Raw genomic sequence first — 14959 nt, forward strand, 5'->3', positions numbered from 1 at the left:
AGCCTCGATAAGACGCTATTGTCAAGCGGTTTCTAACTTAGCTAAAGACAGATGCCCGCGGAAGGTCTCGCCGTCGTAAGGCAGGTATCCCATGTGGTCGATACACGGGATGGTGTCGCCGTCCGCCGACTCTATCTCGACCTCGAAACGCACCGTGTCGGGACCGTCGCTCGAAAGTATGCTTCCGAGATGGCTCTCGGCTTCCTCGACTGTCTCCTCGTCCTTCATCAGGGACGTCGGACTCCCGATTATCTCGTCACTGCTGTAGCCCGTGAGGTCGACGAAACAGTCGTTGACGAACGAGAACTCGCCGTGCTCGTCTACGACGTAGACGGGGTATCCGAGTGCCTCTATGACGGCTCCGTATCTGTCAGCCCTCACCTTGTCGGCGTGTTCTGAGACGGCGTCTTCGACCCTCTCCACCAGCTTCTCGTAGAAGCCGTCCGAGGACTTCTTGACGTACCCCATCACGTCGGAGTTGACCGCACGTGAGGCTACCTCCTCCGATCCGTCCTCGACGAAGAGAACCATCGGTGGATAAGGCTTCCTGGTCTCGGACTTGATCTCCTCGTACAGACTAAATACGTCAGTCTCGCCCAGGTCGTATGCGGATACAACACAGTCGAGTCTCTCACCGGCTGCCTCGGCTGCTTCGTCGGTGTTTTTAGCCTCTTCTGTAACATAATCCGTCTTTTCTCTCAGAAACGAGACGGTCTCTTCGAGCTCCTCGGAGTCGGTGTCGACTACGAGTACACTAGTCCCTGTTTCTGTAGATGTGCTAGAAGACGTCAATCGTGTGTACCTCCTTCTGGGCCTACGGTCTCGATACTAAAAGAACTGTGGAGTCTGGAGACGTAGCCGAAAGCTTAAAGATCCCGGGCTACGACGTCTAAGACAGATGCGTCGTAGAAAGAAGCTCATATTCGGCGGCACGGGGATGGCGGTTCTTCTATTAGTTCTGACCGCGACCACGATGGGAATCACGACGAGGTTCGTGACTCCCACAGACGTCTCTCAGGAGAACCTCGACGGCGAACGTATCAACTTAGAGGGACGTGTCACCGCTATGAACGACTCGGGCGAGACACTCCGTTTCGAGGTCTTCGACGAGAACGCCTCCGTACCGGTTGTTTACGACGGCACTACTCCGGAGACGATGGGTAACGGAAGAATAGTCGTCGCCAAGGGAGTCTACGAGGACGGCAGAGTCGAAGCTCAGAAGCTCTCCGTGAGGGCACACGAGGGCACCGATAGACCCGAAAGCTCGAAGTAACCGATTAATTACTCTTTTCGCCGTTATCAGAACTGAAAAACGAGTGCTTACTTTTAAATAGAACCCCGCTTTTGTTTAAGCCAGTAAGAGGCGTTAGCCTCGGTGGAAATATGAGAATGCAAAAGACAACAGCAGAAGACAGAGGTCAGGTAGGTATTGGAACCCTGATCATATTCATAGCGATGGTGCTGGTTGCAGCCATCGCGGCGGCGGTGCTGATCAACACGAGTGGGTTCCTACAGGAGCAGGCACAGAGCACAGGACAGCAGAGTACAGAACAGGTTGCGACGGGACTCAACGTAGAGAGTGTAGTTGGTAACGTTACCGGAAGCAACACAGTTGACTGGATTAACGTGACTGTCAGCCTTCAACCAGGTAGTAACAACATTGACCTGACTAATACCACAGTAACGTACACTGATGCCAATAACGTCGTGACGCTCACTTATACTGATGCTAATATTAGTAGTATGTCTGGTAGTGAAAGATATAACGTAACCCCGATACAGGACGCTTTCCAAGCGGGTGACGACAGCTCTATAAGCACGAGCGGAGTCCTTAATGATCCTGCTGATATGGCTGAGATACACATAGACGCAAGTGCCATTAGAGGTGACAATGGACTTCCTGAGGGTGCTGAAGCAACAATAGAGATAAACCCGCCTGCCGGTTCGGGCACAACTCAGCAGGCAGTGGTTCCGTCGTCGCTCACAGGTAAGACGAAGACTAAGCTAGGATAGATTCTGTAGAAGGATTCCTTCTACTTTTTCTTTTTAATCAGTCTTACTATCATAGTCTTCAATAAGCACTTAATGACCACAGATAAGATCCTATTATGGAATAGTTCGAAAGCTTCACGCCGTTATCAGAACTGAAAAACGAGTGCTTACCTTTAAATAGAACATCGCTTTTGTTTAAGCCAGCAAGAGGCGTTAGCCTCGGTGGAAATATGAGAATGCAAAAGACAACAGCAGAAGACAGAGGTCAGGTAGGTATTGGAACCCTGATCATATTCATAGCGATGGTGCTGGTTGCAGCCATCGCGGCGGCGGTGCTGATCAACACGAGTGGGTTCCTACAGGAGCAGGCACAGAGCACAGGACAGCAGAGTACAGAACAGGTTGCGACGGGACTCAACGTAGAGAGTGTAGTTGGTAACGTTACCGGAAGCAACACAGTTGACTGGATTAACGTGACTGTCAGCCTTCAACCAGGTAGTAACAACATTGACCTGACTAATACCACAGTAACGTACACTGATGCCAATAACGTCGTGACGCTCACTTATACTGATGCTAATATTAGTAGTATGTCTGGTAGTGAAAGATATAACGTAACCCCGATACAGGACGCTTTCCAAGCGGGTGACGACAGCTCTATAAGCACGAGCGGAGTCCTTAATGATCCTGCTGATATGGCTGAGATACACATAGACGCAAGTGCCATTAGAGGTGACAATGGACTTCCTGAGGGTGCTGAAGCAACAATAGAGATAAACCCGCCTGCCGGTTCGGGCACAACTCAGCAGGCAGTGGTTCCGTCGTCGCTCACAGGTAAGACGAAGACTAAGCTAGGATAGACAGAGTATCTTTTTTTAGTTCTGTCTAATAAAAAGCGCAGCTGAAGAAGAAGTCAGACGCTTAAAAACTACTTTCTTAAAGGTAAGCGATATTAAGAACCTGAACTAGAACTCCTATAGCTATGCCGCCTGCGACTACTGTCTTGGGATCTATGTTTATGGCTCTCTGATCCTCGGACTCGAAGTAACGTACGAGTCCCGCCGAGGACATGAGTCCGGAGTCTGACGATGACATGTTCTTAGATCCAACTTGGAGTCTAAAACCTCTTTTGGTTAATACGTTCTGTGCTCGCTGGGGTCGAGGTCTTCGGCGCATTCGACACACAGGTTCTCCGACGCCACGAAATGTTCGTCACAGACAGGCTGCCCGCACGAGTTGCACGTCTGTGTCGCGGGGTCTTCGCATATGTAACAGATGCTCGATACACTCATAGACCGAGTTAAGACTCGGACAATAATAAAGAGTGGGGCGTTAGGTAGGTCACGTTACATGTCGGGATGTGTCTCACGCATCCAGATTAAAGTGATACCCCCAGAGACGAACATCGAGACTGCGACGAGGTAGAACGCCGCGTCGATGCTGAAGACGTCGACTGCGACGCCTATGAGTATAGCTCCGAAGCCGTATCCCGCATCGCGCCACATACGGTAGACTCCGAGACCCGTAGCGCGCCAGCTTGGATGTGCGTCGTCGCTCACGACAGTGATGAGGTTGGGGTATAGGAGAGCCATTCCTACTCCGGTAACCCCGGCGGCGGCTGTCCACTCGTAGTATCCCGAGACGAGTATAGTTAGAAGCACGCCGGCTCCCGCTACGAACATCCCCGAGACGACGGGGGGCTTCCTGCCTATGTCGTCGGCGAGCTTTCCGGTGTAGATCTGTAGGACGCCCCAGACGCCGCCGTAGACACCGACGACGACTCCTACCTGTGCGGGATTGAGTCCCTCAGACGTGAGGTAGAGCGGGTAGGCTATCCAGACGAGTGCGTCGACGAACTTCTCGACACTCCCCGCCTGTGACGCCGCGAAGAGTGTGGCGTCTCCGTAGGTCGCTCTCTTGAGTATCTCTATGAAGGGGAGATCGGAGCCTTCGTCGTCAGAGTCGGCGGCTTCCGACTCGGCGTACGGTAATGTCTCCTCCACGAAGAGGACGGCTATCACGAGTCCGACGACTATGACGCCCAAGAGGAAGTAGAACGGCTCTGGTCGGAGACTGTATCTCGAAGCTATGACACCCGTGATCCAGCTTCCGACCGCGACCCCTCCGTATCCGAGTGCCTCGTCGAGTCCGACCGCCAAGCCACGTCTCTCGCTACCTGCTAAGTCTATCTTGGCGTTGACCGACATACTCCACGAGAGTCCCTGGTTTATCCCGAGGAGGACGTTTCCGACGGTTATCCACCACCAGTTGGGAGCGAGTATTATTATGATCGGAATCGGAAGAGCCACGATCCAGCCCGCTATGAGTATAGGCTTGCGCCCGTACTCCTCCGCCCATTTCCCACCGTAGAGGTTGAGTATCGCCTTCACGAATCCGAAAGAGACGACGAACGATCCTATCACGAGGAACGACTCGACTGAGAGGATGTCACGTCCTATGATAGGAACCACGTTCCTCTCGGAGCCTATCGTGAGACCCACCGCGAAGACGGTAAGAAGCTGTAGAGCAAACTGCCACGAGTTCTCGCGTATTCCCTGTCTGTACTCTGTCATACGTCGACGTATCCTACCACTCGCTTATCCATATAGGTACTGCCGGTTATAGCCGGCTTTAACATCCTCCGCGACATAAGCCGTATATGATATGCCGATCTACGAGGCTTCGTTCAAGCTGAGACACGACTGTCCCTACCGTGAGCTATCAGAGCAGTATCCCGATCTCACAGTTCGTGAGTGGCATCTCGACGACTGTCAGGCTCTCGAAGTCACCTCTCCGACTTCTTCGGAGTCTGCCTCGTCCGATGACGTCGTCGACGAGGTCGGCTCCATGGGCGAGATACTCCACACGTCGGAGTCGGATGACGGCTCCGGTATCCGGGTTGTGGCGAGATCGTGTAGCTGCCCTCTTGAGGACTCGGTTATACAGGAGCTTGAGGATCACAGCTGTCTCTATATGCCTCCCACGGTCTACCGACAGGGATGGGAGCATTACACCGTCACGGCGTTCGACGAGGGCGACGTCGAGAGTCTACTCAGAGATCTCGATGAGGACAGAGAGATAGAGGTAATCTCTAAGACATCCCTCCGTGAGAGACGGATGCCCTACACCACGGTGACAGCCGAGACGCTCGTCGACGACATAACACCCAGACAGCTCGAAGCCCTCCGGATCGCACTCGACAACGGCTACTACGACGAGCCCCGCAACTCCTCCGTAGCCGATCTCTCGGAGAGGACAGATGTTGCGAGATCGACCTACGAGGAGCATCTGCGTAAGGCGGAGAACACGCTTATATCGAACGCTGGCGAGATACTTCGGGTCGTGTCTGAGGTCGACTCTTCCTCCGAGACGTGTCTGCGGAAGGCTGAGAGCTCTCACCGGCATTAAGCTTTAGACGCGACGCCGTGAATCCGAGGTATGCGGAACAAGGAAGTCGCGGATCTTCTCTACGAGATAGCAGATCTGCTTGAGATGAAGGAGGTCGAGTGGAAGCCGAGAGCCTACCGGCGCGCCGCACGTAACATCGAGTCACTCTCGGAGGGAATAGACGAGGTACACGAAAGGGGCGAACTACAGGAGATAGACGGAGTCGGCGAGTCGATAGCCGAGAAGGTCTCTGAGTATCTCGAAACCGGCGAACTCGGCTACTACGAGGATCTCAAGAGAGAGCTACCCGTCGACGTAGACGCAGTCACATCGGTCGAGGGAGTGGGTCCGAAGACCGCAAAGGATCTCTACATCGAACTCGGCGTGACCGACCTCGACGACCTCGAAGAAGCCGCGGAGTCGGATGAGATAGCCGGCTTAGAGGGATACGGCGAGAAGACACAGGAGAAGATACTCGAAGGCATAGGGTTAGCCAGAAAAAGTCAGGAGAGGATGCTCCTCGGCGAGGCTTTCCCGATCACACAGGACATACGTGAGACTGTCGAGGGGTTCGAGAGCATAGACACGGCGACCGTGGTCGGCTCTTTCAGGAGACGGCGTCCTACTGTTGGAGACGTCGATGTCCTCGGAACCTCCGAAGACCCCGACGAGGCGATGGAGTCTTTCTGTGATATGCGGGACGTAAATGAGGTACTCACGAAGGGGGAGACTAAGTCCTCGGTCATAGTCTCGGGAGGACTACGAGTGGATCTGCGTATAGTCGCAGAAGACGCTTACGGCTCCGCGCTCCAGTACTTCACGGGATCGAAGGATCACAACATAAGGGTCAGAAACATCGCTATCGAGAAGGACTGGAAGCTCAACGAGTACGGGCTGTTCGACGTTGAAGACGACTCTGAGCCCGAGGAGGGCGACAGGATAGCAGGAGAGACAGAGGAGGAGATCTACGAGGCTCTCGGACTCGACTACATACCCCCCGAACTCAGAGAGGACACCGGCGAGGTCGACGCGGCGCGTAACGGAGATCTACCTGACCTCGTCGAAGTCGACGACATAAGAGGCGACCTCCAGACCCACACAGAGTACTCCGACGGCTCTAACACGGTACGAGAGATGGCACAGAAAGCCGACAAGATAGGACACGACTACCTACTCGTGACAGACCACGGTCCTGCCCTTCGGGTCGCGGATGGACCGTCTTCGAAGGAGGAGTTCGAGGAACAGAGAGACGAGATTGAGGAGGTCAACGCCGACGACGAGATCGACGTCGAGGTTCTCTTCGGAGCCGAGGCTAACATAGTAGATGGCGGTCTCGACATCTCGGAGGAGACGTGTGAGATGTTTGACATCCTCGTCGCGGCGTTACATTCGAGACCCGATAGCCCGACCGAGAGGATCGTGTCGGCAGTCGAGGAGTACCCCGTCGACATACTCGCACATCCACTCAACAGAAAGATAAACGAACGTGAACCCCTCGACTTAGACCTCGACGCTGTCGTGGCTAAAGCCGCCGACGAGAACGTCGCACTCGAAATCAACTCACAGCCTGCGAGGCTCGACCTGCCGTGGAACCACGTCAAGGAGTACAGGGACGAGGTCAAGTACGTCGTCTCGACCGACGCACACTCGACCTCCGCGCTCGACTACATCCACTTGGGTGTCTCACAGGCACGGAGAGGATGGTGTGAGCCCGACGACGTCCTCAACACGAGGGACTTAGACGGACTCCTGTCTTACTTCGAGACCGATGACTGAGAAACCCGACACCGACGAGAACCCGTACGTTGAGAGCCCCGACCTCGGCTTCGATCCGGTCGATGACCTGACACGTGAGGAAGCGGAGAAACAGGCTCGTCTCCTGCGTGAGGCACTACGTTACCACGACTACCGTTACTACGTCGAGAACGATCCCGTCATCTCCGATAGGGCGTACGACGAGCTTTACGCGCGACTCGAAGATCTCGAGGACGAGTTCGGCTTAGCTACACAGAACTCGCCGACTCAGAGAGTCGGAGGCGAGCCAGTCGACGAGTTCGAGACGGTCGAACACGTCTCCGAGATGCTCAGCCTGTCCTCGTCGGAGAACGAGGAAGATGTGAGGGAGTTCGACGAGAGGGTAAGACGGGGGGTCGGCGACGTCGAGTACGACTGTGAGCCCAAGTTCGACGGTCTCTCTGTCGAGGTCGTATACGAGGATGCCGAGTACTCAAGGGCGGTCACACGTGGAGACGGTGTCGAGGGCGACGACATAACCCAGAACGTCAGAACTATACGTTCAGTCCCTCTCTCACTTCCCTCCAACGCTCCCAACTTTCTCTCAGTGAGAGGCGAGATATACATGCCGAAAGACGGCTTCCAGAGTCTCAACGAGGAGAGGATTCAGGAGGGGAAAGAGACCTTCGCTAACCCGAGAAACGCCGCCGCGGGAACCGTGAGACAGCTAGATCCGCGTGTCGTCGCCGACAGACCACTCGGTGTCTTCTTCTATGGAGTCCTCGACTCTTCCGACTCGTCTTTCGAGACACACGACGAGGCGATGGAGTTCCTGAGTCAACTCGGATTCGAGACTAGTCCCAACAGACGGATAGTCGACGACATAGACGGCTTCGTCGAGTACAGGGACGAGATTCTCGAAAGACGCGGTGACCTCAACTACGACGTAGACGGAGTCGTCGCGAAGGTCAACGACTACTCGAAGAGAGACGATCTCGGCGTTACTTCGAGCCATCCGAGATGGGCGTTCGCCTACAAGTTCCCCGCGAAGACGGGAGAGACAGCCGTCGAGAGGATAGTCGTACAGGTCGGCAGGACGGGCAAGCTCACCCCCGTTGCTCTCCTCGAACCCGTAGACGTCAAGGGCGTGACTATCAGCCGTGCGACCCTCCACAACGAGTCACAGGCTCGCCAACTCGGCGTCTCAGAGGGTGCTAAGGTACGTATCGAGAGAGCGGGTGACGTAATCCCCGAGGTCGTCGAGGTAACACACGAAGGCGAAGGAGTCTTCGAGATGCCCGAAGAATGCCCCGTCTGTGGAAGCGACGTCGTGCGTGAGGGCGAGTACCACTACTGTACGGGAGGAGTCTCGTGCCCCGCCCAGCTTAGACGTGGTCTCGAACATTTCGCGTCGAAGGACGCGATGGATATAGAAGGTCTCGGCGAGAAGATCGCTTCAGTTCTCGTCGACGAGGGACTCGTCGAGGAGGTCTCCGACATCTACCGTCTCGAAAAGCACGACCTCGTCAGTCTGGAGGGCTTCGGCGAGAAGTCAGCTGAGAAGCTACTGAATCAGATAGAGGAGACCAAAAACACCGACCTGGCGAGTCTCCTCACCGGGCTCGGCATAAGACACGTCGGCTCCGAGACAGCACGCCGTCTCGCCGACGAGATGAACCTCGAAGAGATCAGAGATGCTTCTGTAGACGATCTGAGACGTGTCGACGGCATCGGCGACGAGACAGCAGAGAGCATACATTCGTTCTTCGACGGAAGAGGCGGCGACTTAGTCGACGAACTCCTCGACGCAGGCGTAGAGCCCGAGAGACGTGAGACGAGCGACGAGCTAGAGGGTCTCAAGATAGTCTTCACGGGGAGTCTCGACTCCTACACGCGTGACGAGGCTACGGATCTCGTCGAGTCACACGGCGGCGACGTGACCTCTTCGGTGAGCGGAGAGACAGACTACCTCGTCGTCGGAGAGAACCCGGGAGAGACGAAGACTCAGGCTGCCGACGAACACGGCGTCGAGACAGTCGACGAGGACGAGTTCGAGGAGAGGCTTCTTCGCAGAATTGAACAAGCCTCATAGTCCCGAGACACATCTCTAACGTATGGCTACCCCTGAAGGTCACGACCGTGATCACGACCACGACCACGACCACGACCAGGACGACTCCGAGACCCAGAACACCTCGATACGAGGCTCTGACGAGAGAATAGCCGTCGCGCTCGACTTCGACTCCGTCCTCAAGAGCTTCGAGAGACCGCGTGAGGCTTTCGAGTCGATAAACACGTGGGCGAAGTACGTCGGCGTGATAGGAACGAGCCCACAACACGTCATAAACGGCTACTGTACCAAAAACAGGATAGACCCCGACTTCTTCCCCGCGCCCGACGACGGCAAGCTCGGCGCACTCGAACGCGCTATGGAGAGCGAGATGTACGACGCCGAGAGATACGTCTTCGTCGGAGCTTCGAGGAGGGACGAGGTCGTAGCCGAGAAGGCGGGATGGGAGTACGTCGACGTAGACGAAGCCGCCGAAGACGCCGGATGGAAGATGATCCGCTGAGACGCGCCCGACAGTATAAGTCCCCGGAGACTGATATCCGTATGGATGACGTTATTACCTCCATCTATCTCGTCACCTGTCACCTGTAACCGTATCCGCGGTCTCTCAGGCGGGTCTCGTCTTCTACGTAGTTGTCTTCGTCTTGAGTCTCTCGGTTCTCATCAAGAGTTCCGACGTATTCAACTCGACGGCTGTACTCGGAGTCCCCAGTCTTCTCGGAGAGATAGTAGTCCCCGGTACTCTCCGTAGCTTCGGGGTTCCGTCTATGGTTCTCGCGACCCTCCTCTACTTCTTCACCACACAGAACAGAAACATAAACAGATGGGAGGGTGCCACTCTCCTACTTCTCTATGTCGTCTTCCTCGGAAACATACTTGGTCTTCTGTGACTGTGACTGTGACCGTGACCCAAAGTACGTTGTACCCCGCGTGTCTCTTATCTATGATGTCAGCCGTCGAATGGATAACCGGAGCCGCGGCTCTCGTCGTCTACCTCGTCCTACCCGGCTTAGTCGCGGGAGTCCTCTGGTCTCCGTTTCTGGTCTCCGACCGAGTGCGTTCTCTCTTCGACAGTTCTCCCGTCTCCTCCTACGTCGCCTACCCCGTCTTCTGTGTCGTGGCTTCTCTTCCTTACTTACTCGGACTCGGTGCTGTCTTCGTTCTCGACCCGACGGGCACAGCGACGTACTCGAACGCGATAATCAGCCTCTCGGTCGTCGTGACCTTACTCTATGCTGTCGGCTTTCCGTCTGTGGCACTACTCGTTCTCCCACGTTTAGGCTACGACTACGACTACGACCGGCTGGACGACCGACGTGTCACGACGTGGCTCCTCCTCGGCGCGGGCGGTCTCTGGTACGGCACCGTGATGAGCCTCCCGCTCTTCTTAGTCGCAGTCGTACTCGCCCTCCCGGGTGGCTACTGATCCACACCGTTAACGACTTGTCTCGCCACCCCGACTTACGGCTATGAGCCTCCGCAAAGTCGTCTCGGCTCCCTTCAGTATGAGGGACACCGACACTGTGTCACACGTCGAGTTCGTCTTCTCGCTCTCACGTGACAAGGACTGGTACAGTCCCGACGGTGCAGAGGAGATACTCGAAGCCGCCGCCGAGAGAGACCTCGTAACTGTTGACGACGAGGACGAGGTAGAAGCCGAGTTCGACTACTCCAAGGTCGACCTCACCGATTTCTCGCCGCCTGACGCCGAAAGACTCGTCCGAAGTCCCGAAGTATTCGACGTCGTTCTCGACAGAGTCGTAGCCGAGGGATTCGACAAACGTGAGACCGTCGCCGAGATAAACACGTCGAAACGCCGACTCGGGGCGGTCAACATACACGCAGCCGCGCTCTATGTTGCCGAGACAAAAGGCGTCGACGTAGACGACCTAATAGACGATGCCCTTGGCGACCTCGTCCCGTCGTAAACCGCGAAAGAAACAAGACGCCTGAATACGAAGGTGGTTCCTATGGCATCTGACAGCCATTCCGACGGCGGTGACCGAGACGGAGATGAGACGACTATCGAGGATCTCATCGAGACGGTCGAGGATCTCGAAAGACAGGGACGTGAGCTACCTGACATGGAAGACCTCTACTCCCAGGTCTCCGAGTCACTCGCCAAGTTCGGTGAGACCTCCCCCGACGAGATGGCGGCTTTCGGAGAGTTCCTCGGCGAGGTCGAGACTGAGGGCGCGCTCAGTACGAAACACAAAGAGCTTACAGCCGTCTCGCTCTCGGTCGTGACTCACTGTAAATGGTGCATAGCTTACCACGTCAAGAACGCCGTCGAGGAGGGCGCGATCCCCGACGAGATCAGAGAGGCGGGATGGATGGCTGTTCTGATGGGTGGAGGTCCCGCGCTGATGTACTACCAGTTGGTCGAGAAGGCTGTCGACGAGATGGCTTAGCGGGAAATCCTTTTGTATCTGCGTCACTAACTCAAAGTTAAGGAGTGGTTGAGATGACAAGAAGAAACCCGTTTGACGAGATCTTCGAGGAGATAAACAGGATGATGAGGCAGCTCGCCGACGAGAACTCGGAGATGAGGGCATACAGCTTCGGTCTCACGCCCGATGACCTGCGTGAGAGAGCTACGACTGATGTCTCGCGCGAGGAGCCCTCCGGCACAGACACCGAGACCTCACCCCGTGTCGAGGTGTTCGACGACGACGACTCCGTGAGGGTCGTAGCGGATCTCCCGGGTGTCAGAAAGGACGACATCAGTCTCAGTGGAACCGATGAAAGTCTCAGGATACGTGCATCGACCGACGACAGGAACTACGACACGACAGTACAGCTTCCCGAGAGGGTTGACCCCGACACCGCGGAGGCGACCTACCGAAACGGGGTTCTCGAAACGACCCTCGAGAAGGAAGAAGACATAAGAGGAAAGGAGATAGACATAGAGTAATGGGAGATTACGAATACCTACCTGATCCGAGAGAAGACCTGTCTCCTGAGGAACGCAGGGATCTCAAGAAGACACTCAACGAGTGGATAATCGAGGACTTCACTCCTCACGTAGCTAGTTAGTTAACGCCCTAGTTTCTCGTGTGACTCCGAGAGATGGCGTGAAGCAAGCGCGGCGTGTAGGCTTAGCTCGCCCGCGACTGCGGCACCTCCTATTATCTCGGCGAACGCCCTCGCGTTTCCACCCGGAGGATCGCCCCCGCCTTCTACGCCCAGGATAGACAGAGCCTCGTTCTGTGTCTCAAGCGAGGTACCACCGCCGACTGTACCGACCTCTACGGCGGGGAGGGTCACGCTGAAGTAGAGGTCGCCGTCCTTGACAGACGCAGTCGTCGTAGCCATCGATCCCTCGACGACCTGTGCGGGATCCTGTCCCGTGGCGATATAGACGGCTGAGAGGACGTTCGAGACGTGGGCGTTGAATCCGAACGATCCCGCCCTCGCGCTTCCGACGAGTGTCTTTCTCGAGTTGACCTCGGCTACGTTCTCAGGGGTCGTGTTGAGGACGTTCTCGACGGTCGACCTCTCCATCTCGACGTCGGCACTTACTGTTCTTCCGCGCCCCTCTATCTGGTTTATCGCTGCGGGCTTCTTGTCGGTACACATATTGCCCGATAGCGCGATAAGACTCGCGCCTGTCTCTTCCTCGACGACCTCCGAGACGGCACGGCTCGCGACGGTAGCCATGTTCATTCCCATAGCGTCCTTGGTGTCGTAGCTCAGACGCAGATAGAGGCTGTCGCCAGCGACGTAGGGGTCTGCGGCGACCAACTCGCCGTGGCTCGTGGTCTCCTCGGCGGCTGTCTTGACCGTCTCGAAGCTCTCGGAGAGCCAGTCGACGACCTCCTTGGCGTGTTCGACTCCCTCTACACGGAAAACGGGCGCGCGTGTCATCGAGTCCTTGAAGAGACGTGAACTCACACCGCCGGACTCGGTCGCAGCCGACGCGCCCCTGTTTGTCGACGCGACGAGAGCCCCCTCCGTCGTCGCCATAGGGACGTAGTACTCTCCCGACGCGTACTCGCCGTCGACTCTGAGTGGACCCGCGACGCCGAGTGGTATCTGTATTCCGCCGACCATGTTCTCGACGTTCTTGTCGGTGGCAGTCTCGGCGTCGAAGACGTACTCTCCGACGTTCGCGAGCGAAGCCCCTGTCTCTTCCTCTATGACCTTTCTCCTGACTTCGACCGCCTCGTCCGCCGACTCAGCCTCGTCCTCGACTGCGTATAGAGGGACGTCACCGTCGACAACCCTGTCGTATAGCCCTGAGTCTTTCATCCTCGGGTCTCTTCCTCCTTCACGTTGCCGTGTTTGTCTATCTCTCCCTTGACTACCCTCGTCGACGATATCGGATCGCCGTCCTCGGCGGCTATGTACGGAACTACGACTATGTCGAGAGTCTCCATCCCGTTCTCCTGTCTTATCTCGTTTATCTTCTCGGCTCCCTTTTGAGTCTCGGGTGAGACGACTATGCAGTCAAACGAGGGATCTTCGCTCGCTATCCCGAACGGATCTTCGAGCTTGTCGACCTCGTAGTCGCGGCTCCACTCGTTGACCTCTTCTATCGCCTCTACGAGACCTTCTTTCCTCTCCTCGAAGGATCTTATCCTGCGTTCCTCATCACGTGTCTTCGGGGCGAGGTCGTCGCTTGTGAGTCCGACTACTACTCCCTCGTCGCCGAGTTCGAAAGCCTTCTTCAGCAGAGAGTAATGTCCGTCGTGTACAGGATCGAAAGTCCCGCCTACAGCAACGCGCATACACGGTGTTAGAAACGGATTACGTATTATGGTATCGGTATACATGCTCGTGCTGTGGTCGGCGCGAACTCGGCTTCCTATCCCCTCTCTTCTGTTCCTTCTCTTCATACTCCTCTAAACTGGGGGACTGTCTTATTGTGTCTGCCACCCCCTACTGAGGCGCATGAAGGTACTCACGGAGTACGTCTTCGACTGCTCGGGCTGTGGAGAGTCGGTCGCTGTCAACGCCGAGATGAAACAGACACTTCTCCGTGACGGCTGTCCCGTCTGTCGAGAGGACGTTTCCGAGGACGACTTCGACTCCGTATAGCTACTCTCCAAGAGTATTTCAAGGCTCGCTCACCTCTATCCGAGAAGTAGATGAGTGATGAAGAGAACGCTGGAGACAGAATAAGACCACTCGACGAGAGCTACATAGGCTGTATCTGTGAAGTAACTAACTCAGCCGCTGAGGTCTACTACGGCACACTGCCGGAGAGATGTTACAGCCGACCCTATATGACCCGAGAAGACGTCAGGGAAGACATCGAGGAGGGCGTCGTATACAGGGGCTACTTCCTCGACTCAGATCTCGTCGGTGTCATAGGGGTTCAGGAGATCGAGAACAGCCAGTCCTTCGTAGCCGTGAGACGTCTCTACGTAGTCCCCGACTTTCAGAGACAGGGAATAGGAACAAGCCTCCTCAGACACTGTCTCGACTCTAATCCCAACAGGGACGTCTACACAGTAACTTGGAAGGACGCACCGTGGGCTGTCGAGTTCTACGAGAAGAACGGCTTCGAGAACCTCGGGGTTCAGCCAGAGCTAGTAGAGAGACACTGGAGCCCGCCCGAGGGATGTGAGAACGACTTCGTCGTCCTACTCCTCGAAAGTTGACAGTACAGTAGCTATCCCTGACCGACCATACGGTCTTCGTCCTCCCACTCCCTCTCACGTAGCTCGTACTTCTGTACCTTACCCGTCGCGGTCGTGGGGAGTGAGTCGACGAACTCGGCGTCCTTGATAATCTTGTAGGAGGCGAGGTTTTCGCGGCAGAACTCGATGA

General features: G+C 55.9%; 21 protein-coding genes. 15 read left to right on the plus strand and 6 right to left on the minus strand.

The features are described 5' to 3' along the window. Positions 1-21: 21 nt before the first annotated feature. Positions 22-792: a PAS domain S-box protein gene (locus SV253_06760; protein MDY6775761.1), complete on the minus strand. Its 771-nt coding sequence runs from the start codon at positions 790-792 to the stop codon at positions 22-24. Between the two features lie 106 nt (positions 793-898). Between SV253_06760 and SV253_06765 the strand changes: the two genes are divergently transcribed. The 3 genes from SV253_06765 (at position 899) to SV253_06775 (ending at position 2852) form a co-directional block, all read left to right on the plus strand. Continuing rightward, complete coding sequence (locus SV253_06765; protein ID MDY6775762.1) at positions 899-1273, plus strand: cytochrome c maturation protein CcmE; 375 nt, start codon at positions 899-901, stop codon at positions 1271-1273. 110 nt (positions 1274-1383) lie between these two features. Next, complete coding sequence (locus SV253_06770; protein ID MDY6775763.1) at positions 1384-2013, plus strand: archaellin/type IV pilin N-terminal domain-containing protein; 630 nt, start codon at positions 1384-1386, stop codon at positions 2011-2013. Between the two features lie 209 nt (positions 2014-2222). Next, positions 2223-2852, plus strand: a complete 630-nt coding sequence (locus SV253_06775) for an archaellin/type IV pilin N-terminal domain-containing protein (protein MDY6775764.1) — start codon at positions 2223-2225, stop codon at positions 2850-2852. A 76-nt stretch (positions 2853-2928) separates the two neighbouring features. Here the strand turns inward: SV253_06775 and SV253_06780 are convergent, their stop codons facing one another. Genes SV253_06780 through SV253_06790 form a run of 3 tightly spaced genes read right to left on the minus strand, consistent with a single transcriptional unit; the run spans position 2929 to position 4565 of the window. Continuing rightward, positions 2929-3087 (minus strand): preprotein translocase subunit Sec61beta, encoded by a 159-nt coding sequence (locus tag SV253_06780; GenBank protein MDY6775765.1) that lies wholly within the window; start codon positions 3085-3087, stop codon positions 2929-2931. A gap of 38 nt (positions 3088-3125) precedes the next feature. Beyond that, the gene (locus SV253_06785; protein ID MDY6775766.1) at positions 3126-3284 is read right to left on the minus strand and encodes a hypothetical protein; all 159 of its coding nucleotides are present in this window, start codon (positions 3282-3284) and stop codon (positions 3126-3128) included. 54 nt (positions 3285-3338) lie between these two features. Then, a complete protein-coding gene (locus SV253_06790; GenBank protein MDY6775767.1) occupies positions 3339-4565 on the minus strand; it encodes an MFS transporter in 1227 nt (408 codons plus the stop codon). A 91-nt stretch (positions 4566-4656) separates the two neighbouring features. Here SV253_06790 and SV253_06795 point away from each other — a divergent pair, with 91 nt between their 5' ends. From SV253_06795 to SV253_06840, 10 genes are all read left to right on the plus strand, one after another. After that, positions 4657-5400 (plus strand): helix-turn-helix domain-containing protein, encoded by a 744-nt coding sequence (locus tag SV253_06795; GenBank protein MDY6775768.1) that lies wholly within the window; start codon positions 4657-4659, stop codon positions 5398-5400. A gap of 30 nt (positions 5401-5430) precedes the next feature. After that, positions 5431-7155 carry a DNA polymerase/3'-5' exonuclease PolX gene (polX, locus tag SV253_06800; GenBank protein MDY6775769.1) on the plus strand — a complete coding sequence of 575 codons (1725 nt, stop codon included), beginning with the start codon at positions 5431-5433 and terminating at the stop codon, positions 7153-7155. Further along, positions 7148-9205: an NAD-dependent DNA ligase LigA gene (gene ligA, locus SV253_06805; GenBank protein MDY6775770.1), complete on the plus strand. Its 2058-nt coding sequence runs from the start codon at positions 7148-7150 to the stop codon at positions 9203-9205. Before polX ends, ligA begins: the two co-directional genes overlap by 8 nt. Before the next feature lie 22 nt (positions 9206-9227). After that, entirely contained in the window at positions 9228-9686 is a 459-nt protein-coding gene (locus SV253_06810; GenBank protein ID MDY6775771.1) for a hypothetical protein, read from the plus strand. A gap of 142 nt (positions 9687-9828) precedes the next feature. Then, entirely contained in the window at positions 9829-10074 is a 246-nt protein-coding gene (locus SV253_06815) for a hypothetical protein (protein ID MDY6775772.1), read from the plus strand. A gap of 56 nt (positions 10075-10130) precedes the next feature. Then, entirely contained in the window at positions 10131-10610 is a 480-nt protein-coding gene (locus SV253_06820) for a hypothetical protein (GenBank protein ID MDY6775773.1), read from the plus strand. A gap of 43 nt (positions 10611-10653) precedes the next feature. Then, entirely contained in the window at positions 10654-11112 is a 459-nt protein-coding gene (locus SV253_06825; protein ID MDY6775774.1) for a DUF2240 family protein, read from the plus strand. A 42-nt stretch (positions 11113-11154) separates the two neighbouring features. Then, on the plus strand, positions 11155-11595 hold the full coding sequence (locus SV253_06830) for a carboxymuconolactone decarboxylase family protein (GenBank protein ID MDY6775775.1): 441 nt from the start codon (positions 11155-11157) through the stop codon (positions 11593-11595). 53 nt (positions 11596-11648) lie between these two features. Then, positions 11649-12098, plus strand: coding sequence for an Hsp20/alpha crystallin family protein (locus tag SV253_06835; GenBank protein MDY6775776.1), 450 nt, complete (start codon positions 11649-11651; stop codon positions 12096-12098). Further along, positions 12098-12220 carry a hypothetical protein gene (locus SV253_06840; protein ID MDY6775777.1) on the plus strand — a complete coding sequence of 41 codons (123 nt, stop codon included), beginning with the start codon at positions 12098-12100 and terminating at the stop codon, positions 12218-12220. Before SV253_06835 ends, SV253_06840 begins: the two co-directional genes overlap by 1 nt. Here SV253_06840 and hmgA read toward each other — a convergent pair whose 3' ends face one another. Both hmgA and SV253_06850 read right to left on the minus strand, forming a co-directional pair. Continuing rightward, positions 12221-13435, minus strand: a complete 1215-nt coding sequence (gene hmgA, locus SV253_06845; protein ID MDY6775778.1) for a hydroxymethylglutaryl-CoA reductase (NADPH) — start codon at positions 13433-13435, stop codon at positions 12221-12223. After that, positions 13432-13914 (minus strand): phosphopantetheine adenylyltransferase, encoded by a 483-nt coding sequence (locus SV253_06850; GenBank protein MDY6775779.1) that lies wholly within the window; start codon positions 13912-13914, stop codon positions 13432-13434. The genes hmgA and SV253_06850 overlap by 4 nt, the downstream gene beginning before the upstream one ends. Before the next feature lie 163 nt (positions 13915-14077). Here SV253_06850 and SV253_06855 point away from each other — a divergent pair, with 163 nt between their 5' ends. Both SV253_06855 and SV253_06860 read left to right on the plus strand, forming a co-directional pair. Continuing rightward, the gene (locus SV253_06855; protein ID MDY6775780.1) at positions 14078-14224 is read left to right on the plus strand and encodes a zinc ribbon domain-containing protein; all 147 of its coding nucleotides are present in this window, start codon (positions 14078-14080) and stop codon (positions 14222-14224) included. Between the two features lie 50 nt (positions 14225-14274). Next, complete coding sequence (locus tag SV253_06860) at positions 14275-14790, plus strand: GNAT family N-acetyltransferase (protein ID MDY6775781.1); 516 nt, start codon at positions 14275-14277, stop codon at positions 14788-14790. The last annotated feature ends 169 nt before the right edge of the window (positions 14791-14959 follow it).

The sequence above is a fragment of the Candidatus Afararchaeum irisae genome (assembly GCA_034190545.1).
Classification (GTDB): domain Archaea; phylum Halobacteriota; class Halobacteria; order Halobacteriales; family Afararchaeaceae; genus Afararchaeum; species Afararchaeum irisae.

Excerpts from the sequence above, each read along its gene's own strand:
- SV253_06820 (MDY6775773.1), top strand. The coding sequence starts at position 10,131 with ATGTCAGCCGTCGAATGGATAACCGGAGCCGCGGCTCTCGTCGTCTAC.
- SV253_06780 (MDY6775765.1), bottom strand. The coding sequence starts at position 3,087 with ATGTCATCGTCAGACTCCGGACTCATGTCCTCGGCGGGACTCGTACGT.
- SV253_06855 (MDY6775780.1), top strand. The coding sequence starts at position 14,078 with ATGAAGGTACTCACGGAGTACGTCTTCGACTGCTCGGGCTGTGGAGAG.
- SV253_06825 (MDY6775774.1), top strand. The coding sequence starts at position 10,654 with ATGAGCCTCCGCAAAGTCGTCTCGGCTCCCTTCAGTATGAGGGACACC.
- ligA (MDY6775770.1), top strand. The coding sequence starts at position 7,148 with ATGACTGAGAAACCCGACACCGACGAGAACCCGTACGTTGAGAGCCCC.
- SV253_06830 (MDY6775775.1), top strand. The coding sequence starts at position 11,155 with ATGGCATCTGACAGCCATTCCGACGGCGGTGACCGAGACGGAGATGAG.
- SV253_06840 (MDY6775777.1), top strand. The coding sequence starts at position 12,098 with ATGGGAGATTACGAATACCTACCTGATCCGAGAGAAGACCTGTCTCCT.
- SV253_06795 (MDY6775768.1), top strand. The coding sequence starts at position 4,657 with ATGCCGATCTACGAGGCTTCGTTCAAGCTGAGACACGACTGTCCCTAC.
- polX (MDY6775769.1), top strand. The coding sequence starts at position 5,431 with ATGCGGAACAAGGAAGTCGCGGATCTTCTCTACGAGATAGCAGATCTG.
- SV253_06860 (MDY6775781.1), top strand. The coding sequence starts at position 14,275 with ATGAGTGATGAAGAGAACGCTGGAGACAGAATAAGACCACTCGACGAG.
- SV253_06835 (MDY6775776.1), top strand. The coding sequence starts at position 11,649 with ATGACAAGAAGAAACCCGTTTGACGAGATCTTCGAGGAGATAAACAGG.
- SV253_06785 (MDY6775766.1), bottom strand. The coding sequence starts at position 3,284 with ATGAGTGTATCGAGCATCTGTTACATATGCGAAGACCCCGCGACACAG.
- SV253_06770 (MDY6775763.1), top strand. The coding sequence starts at position 1,384 with ATGAGAATGCAAAAGACAACAGCAGAAGACAGAGGTCAGGTAGGTATT.
- SV253_06790 (MDY6775767.1), bottom strand. The coding sequence starts at position 4,565 with ATGACAGAGTACAGACAGGGAATACGCGAGAACTCGTGGCAGTTTGCT.
- SV253_06765 (MDY6775762.1), top strand. The coding sequence starts at position 899 with ATGCGTCGTAGAAAGAAGCTCATATTCGGCGGCACGGGGATGGCGGTT.
- SV253_06775 (MDY6775764.1), top strand. The coding sequence starts at position 2,223 with ATGAGAATGCAAAAGACAACAGCAGAAGACAGAGGTCAGGTAGGTATT.
- SV253_06850 (MDY6775779.1), bottom strand. The coding sequence starts at position 13,914 with ATGCGCGTTGCTGTAGGCGGGACTTTCGATCCTGTACACGACGGACAT.
- SV253_06810 (MDY6775771.1), top strand. The coding sequence starts at position 9,228 with ATGGCTACCCCTGAAGGTCACGACCGTGATCACGACCACGACCACGAC.
- hmgA (MDY6775778.1), bottom strand. The coding sequence starts at position 13,435 with ATGAAAGACTCAGGGCTATACGACAGGGTTGTCGACGGTGACGTCCCT.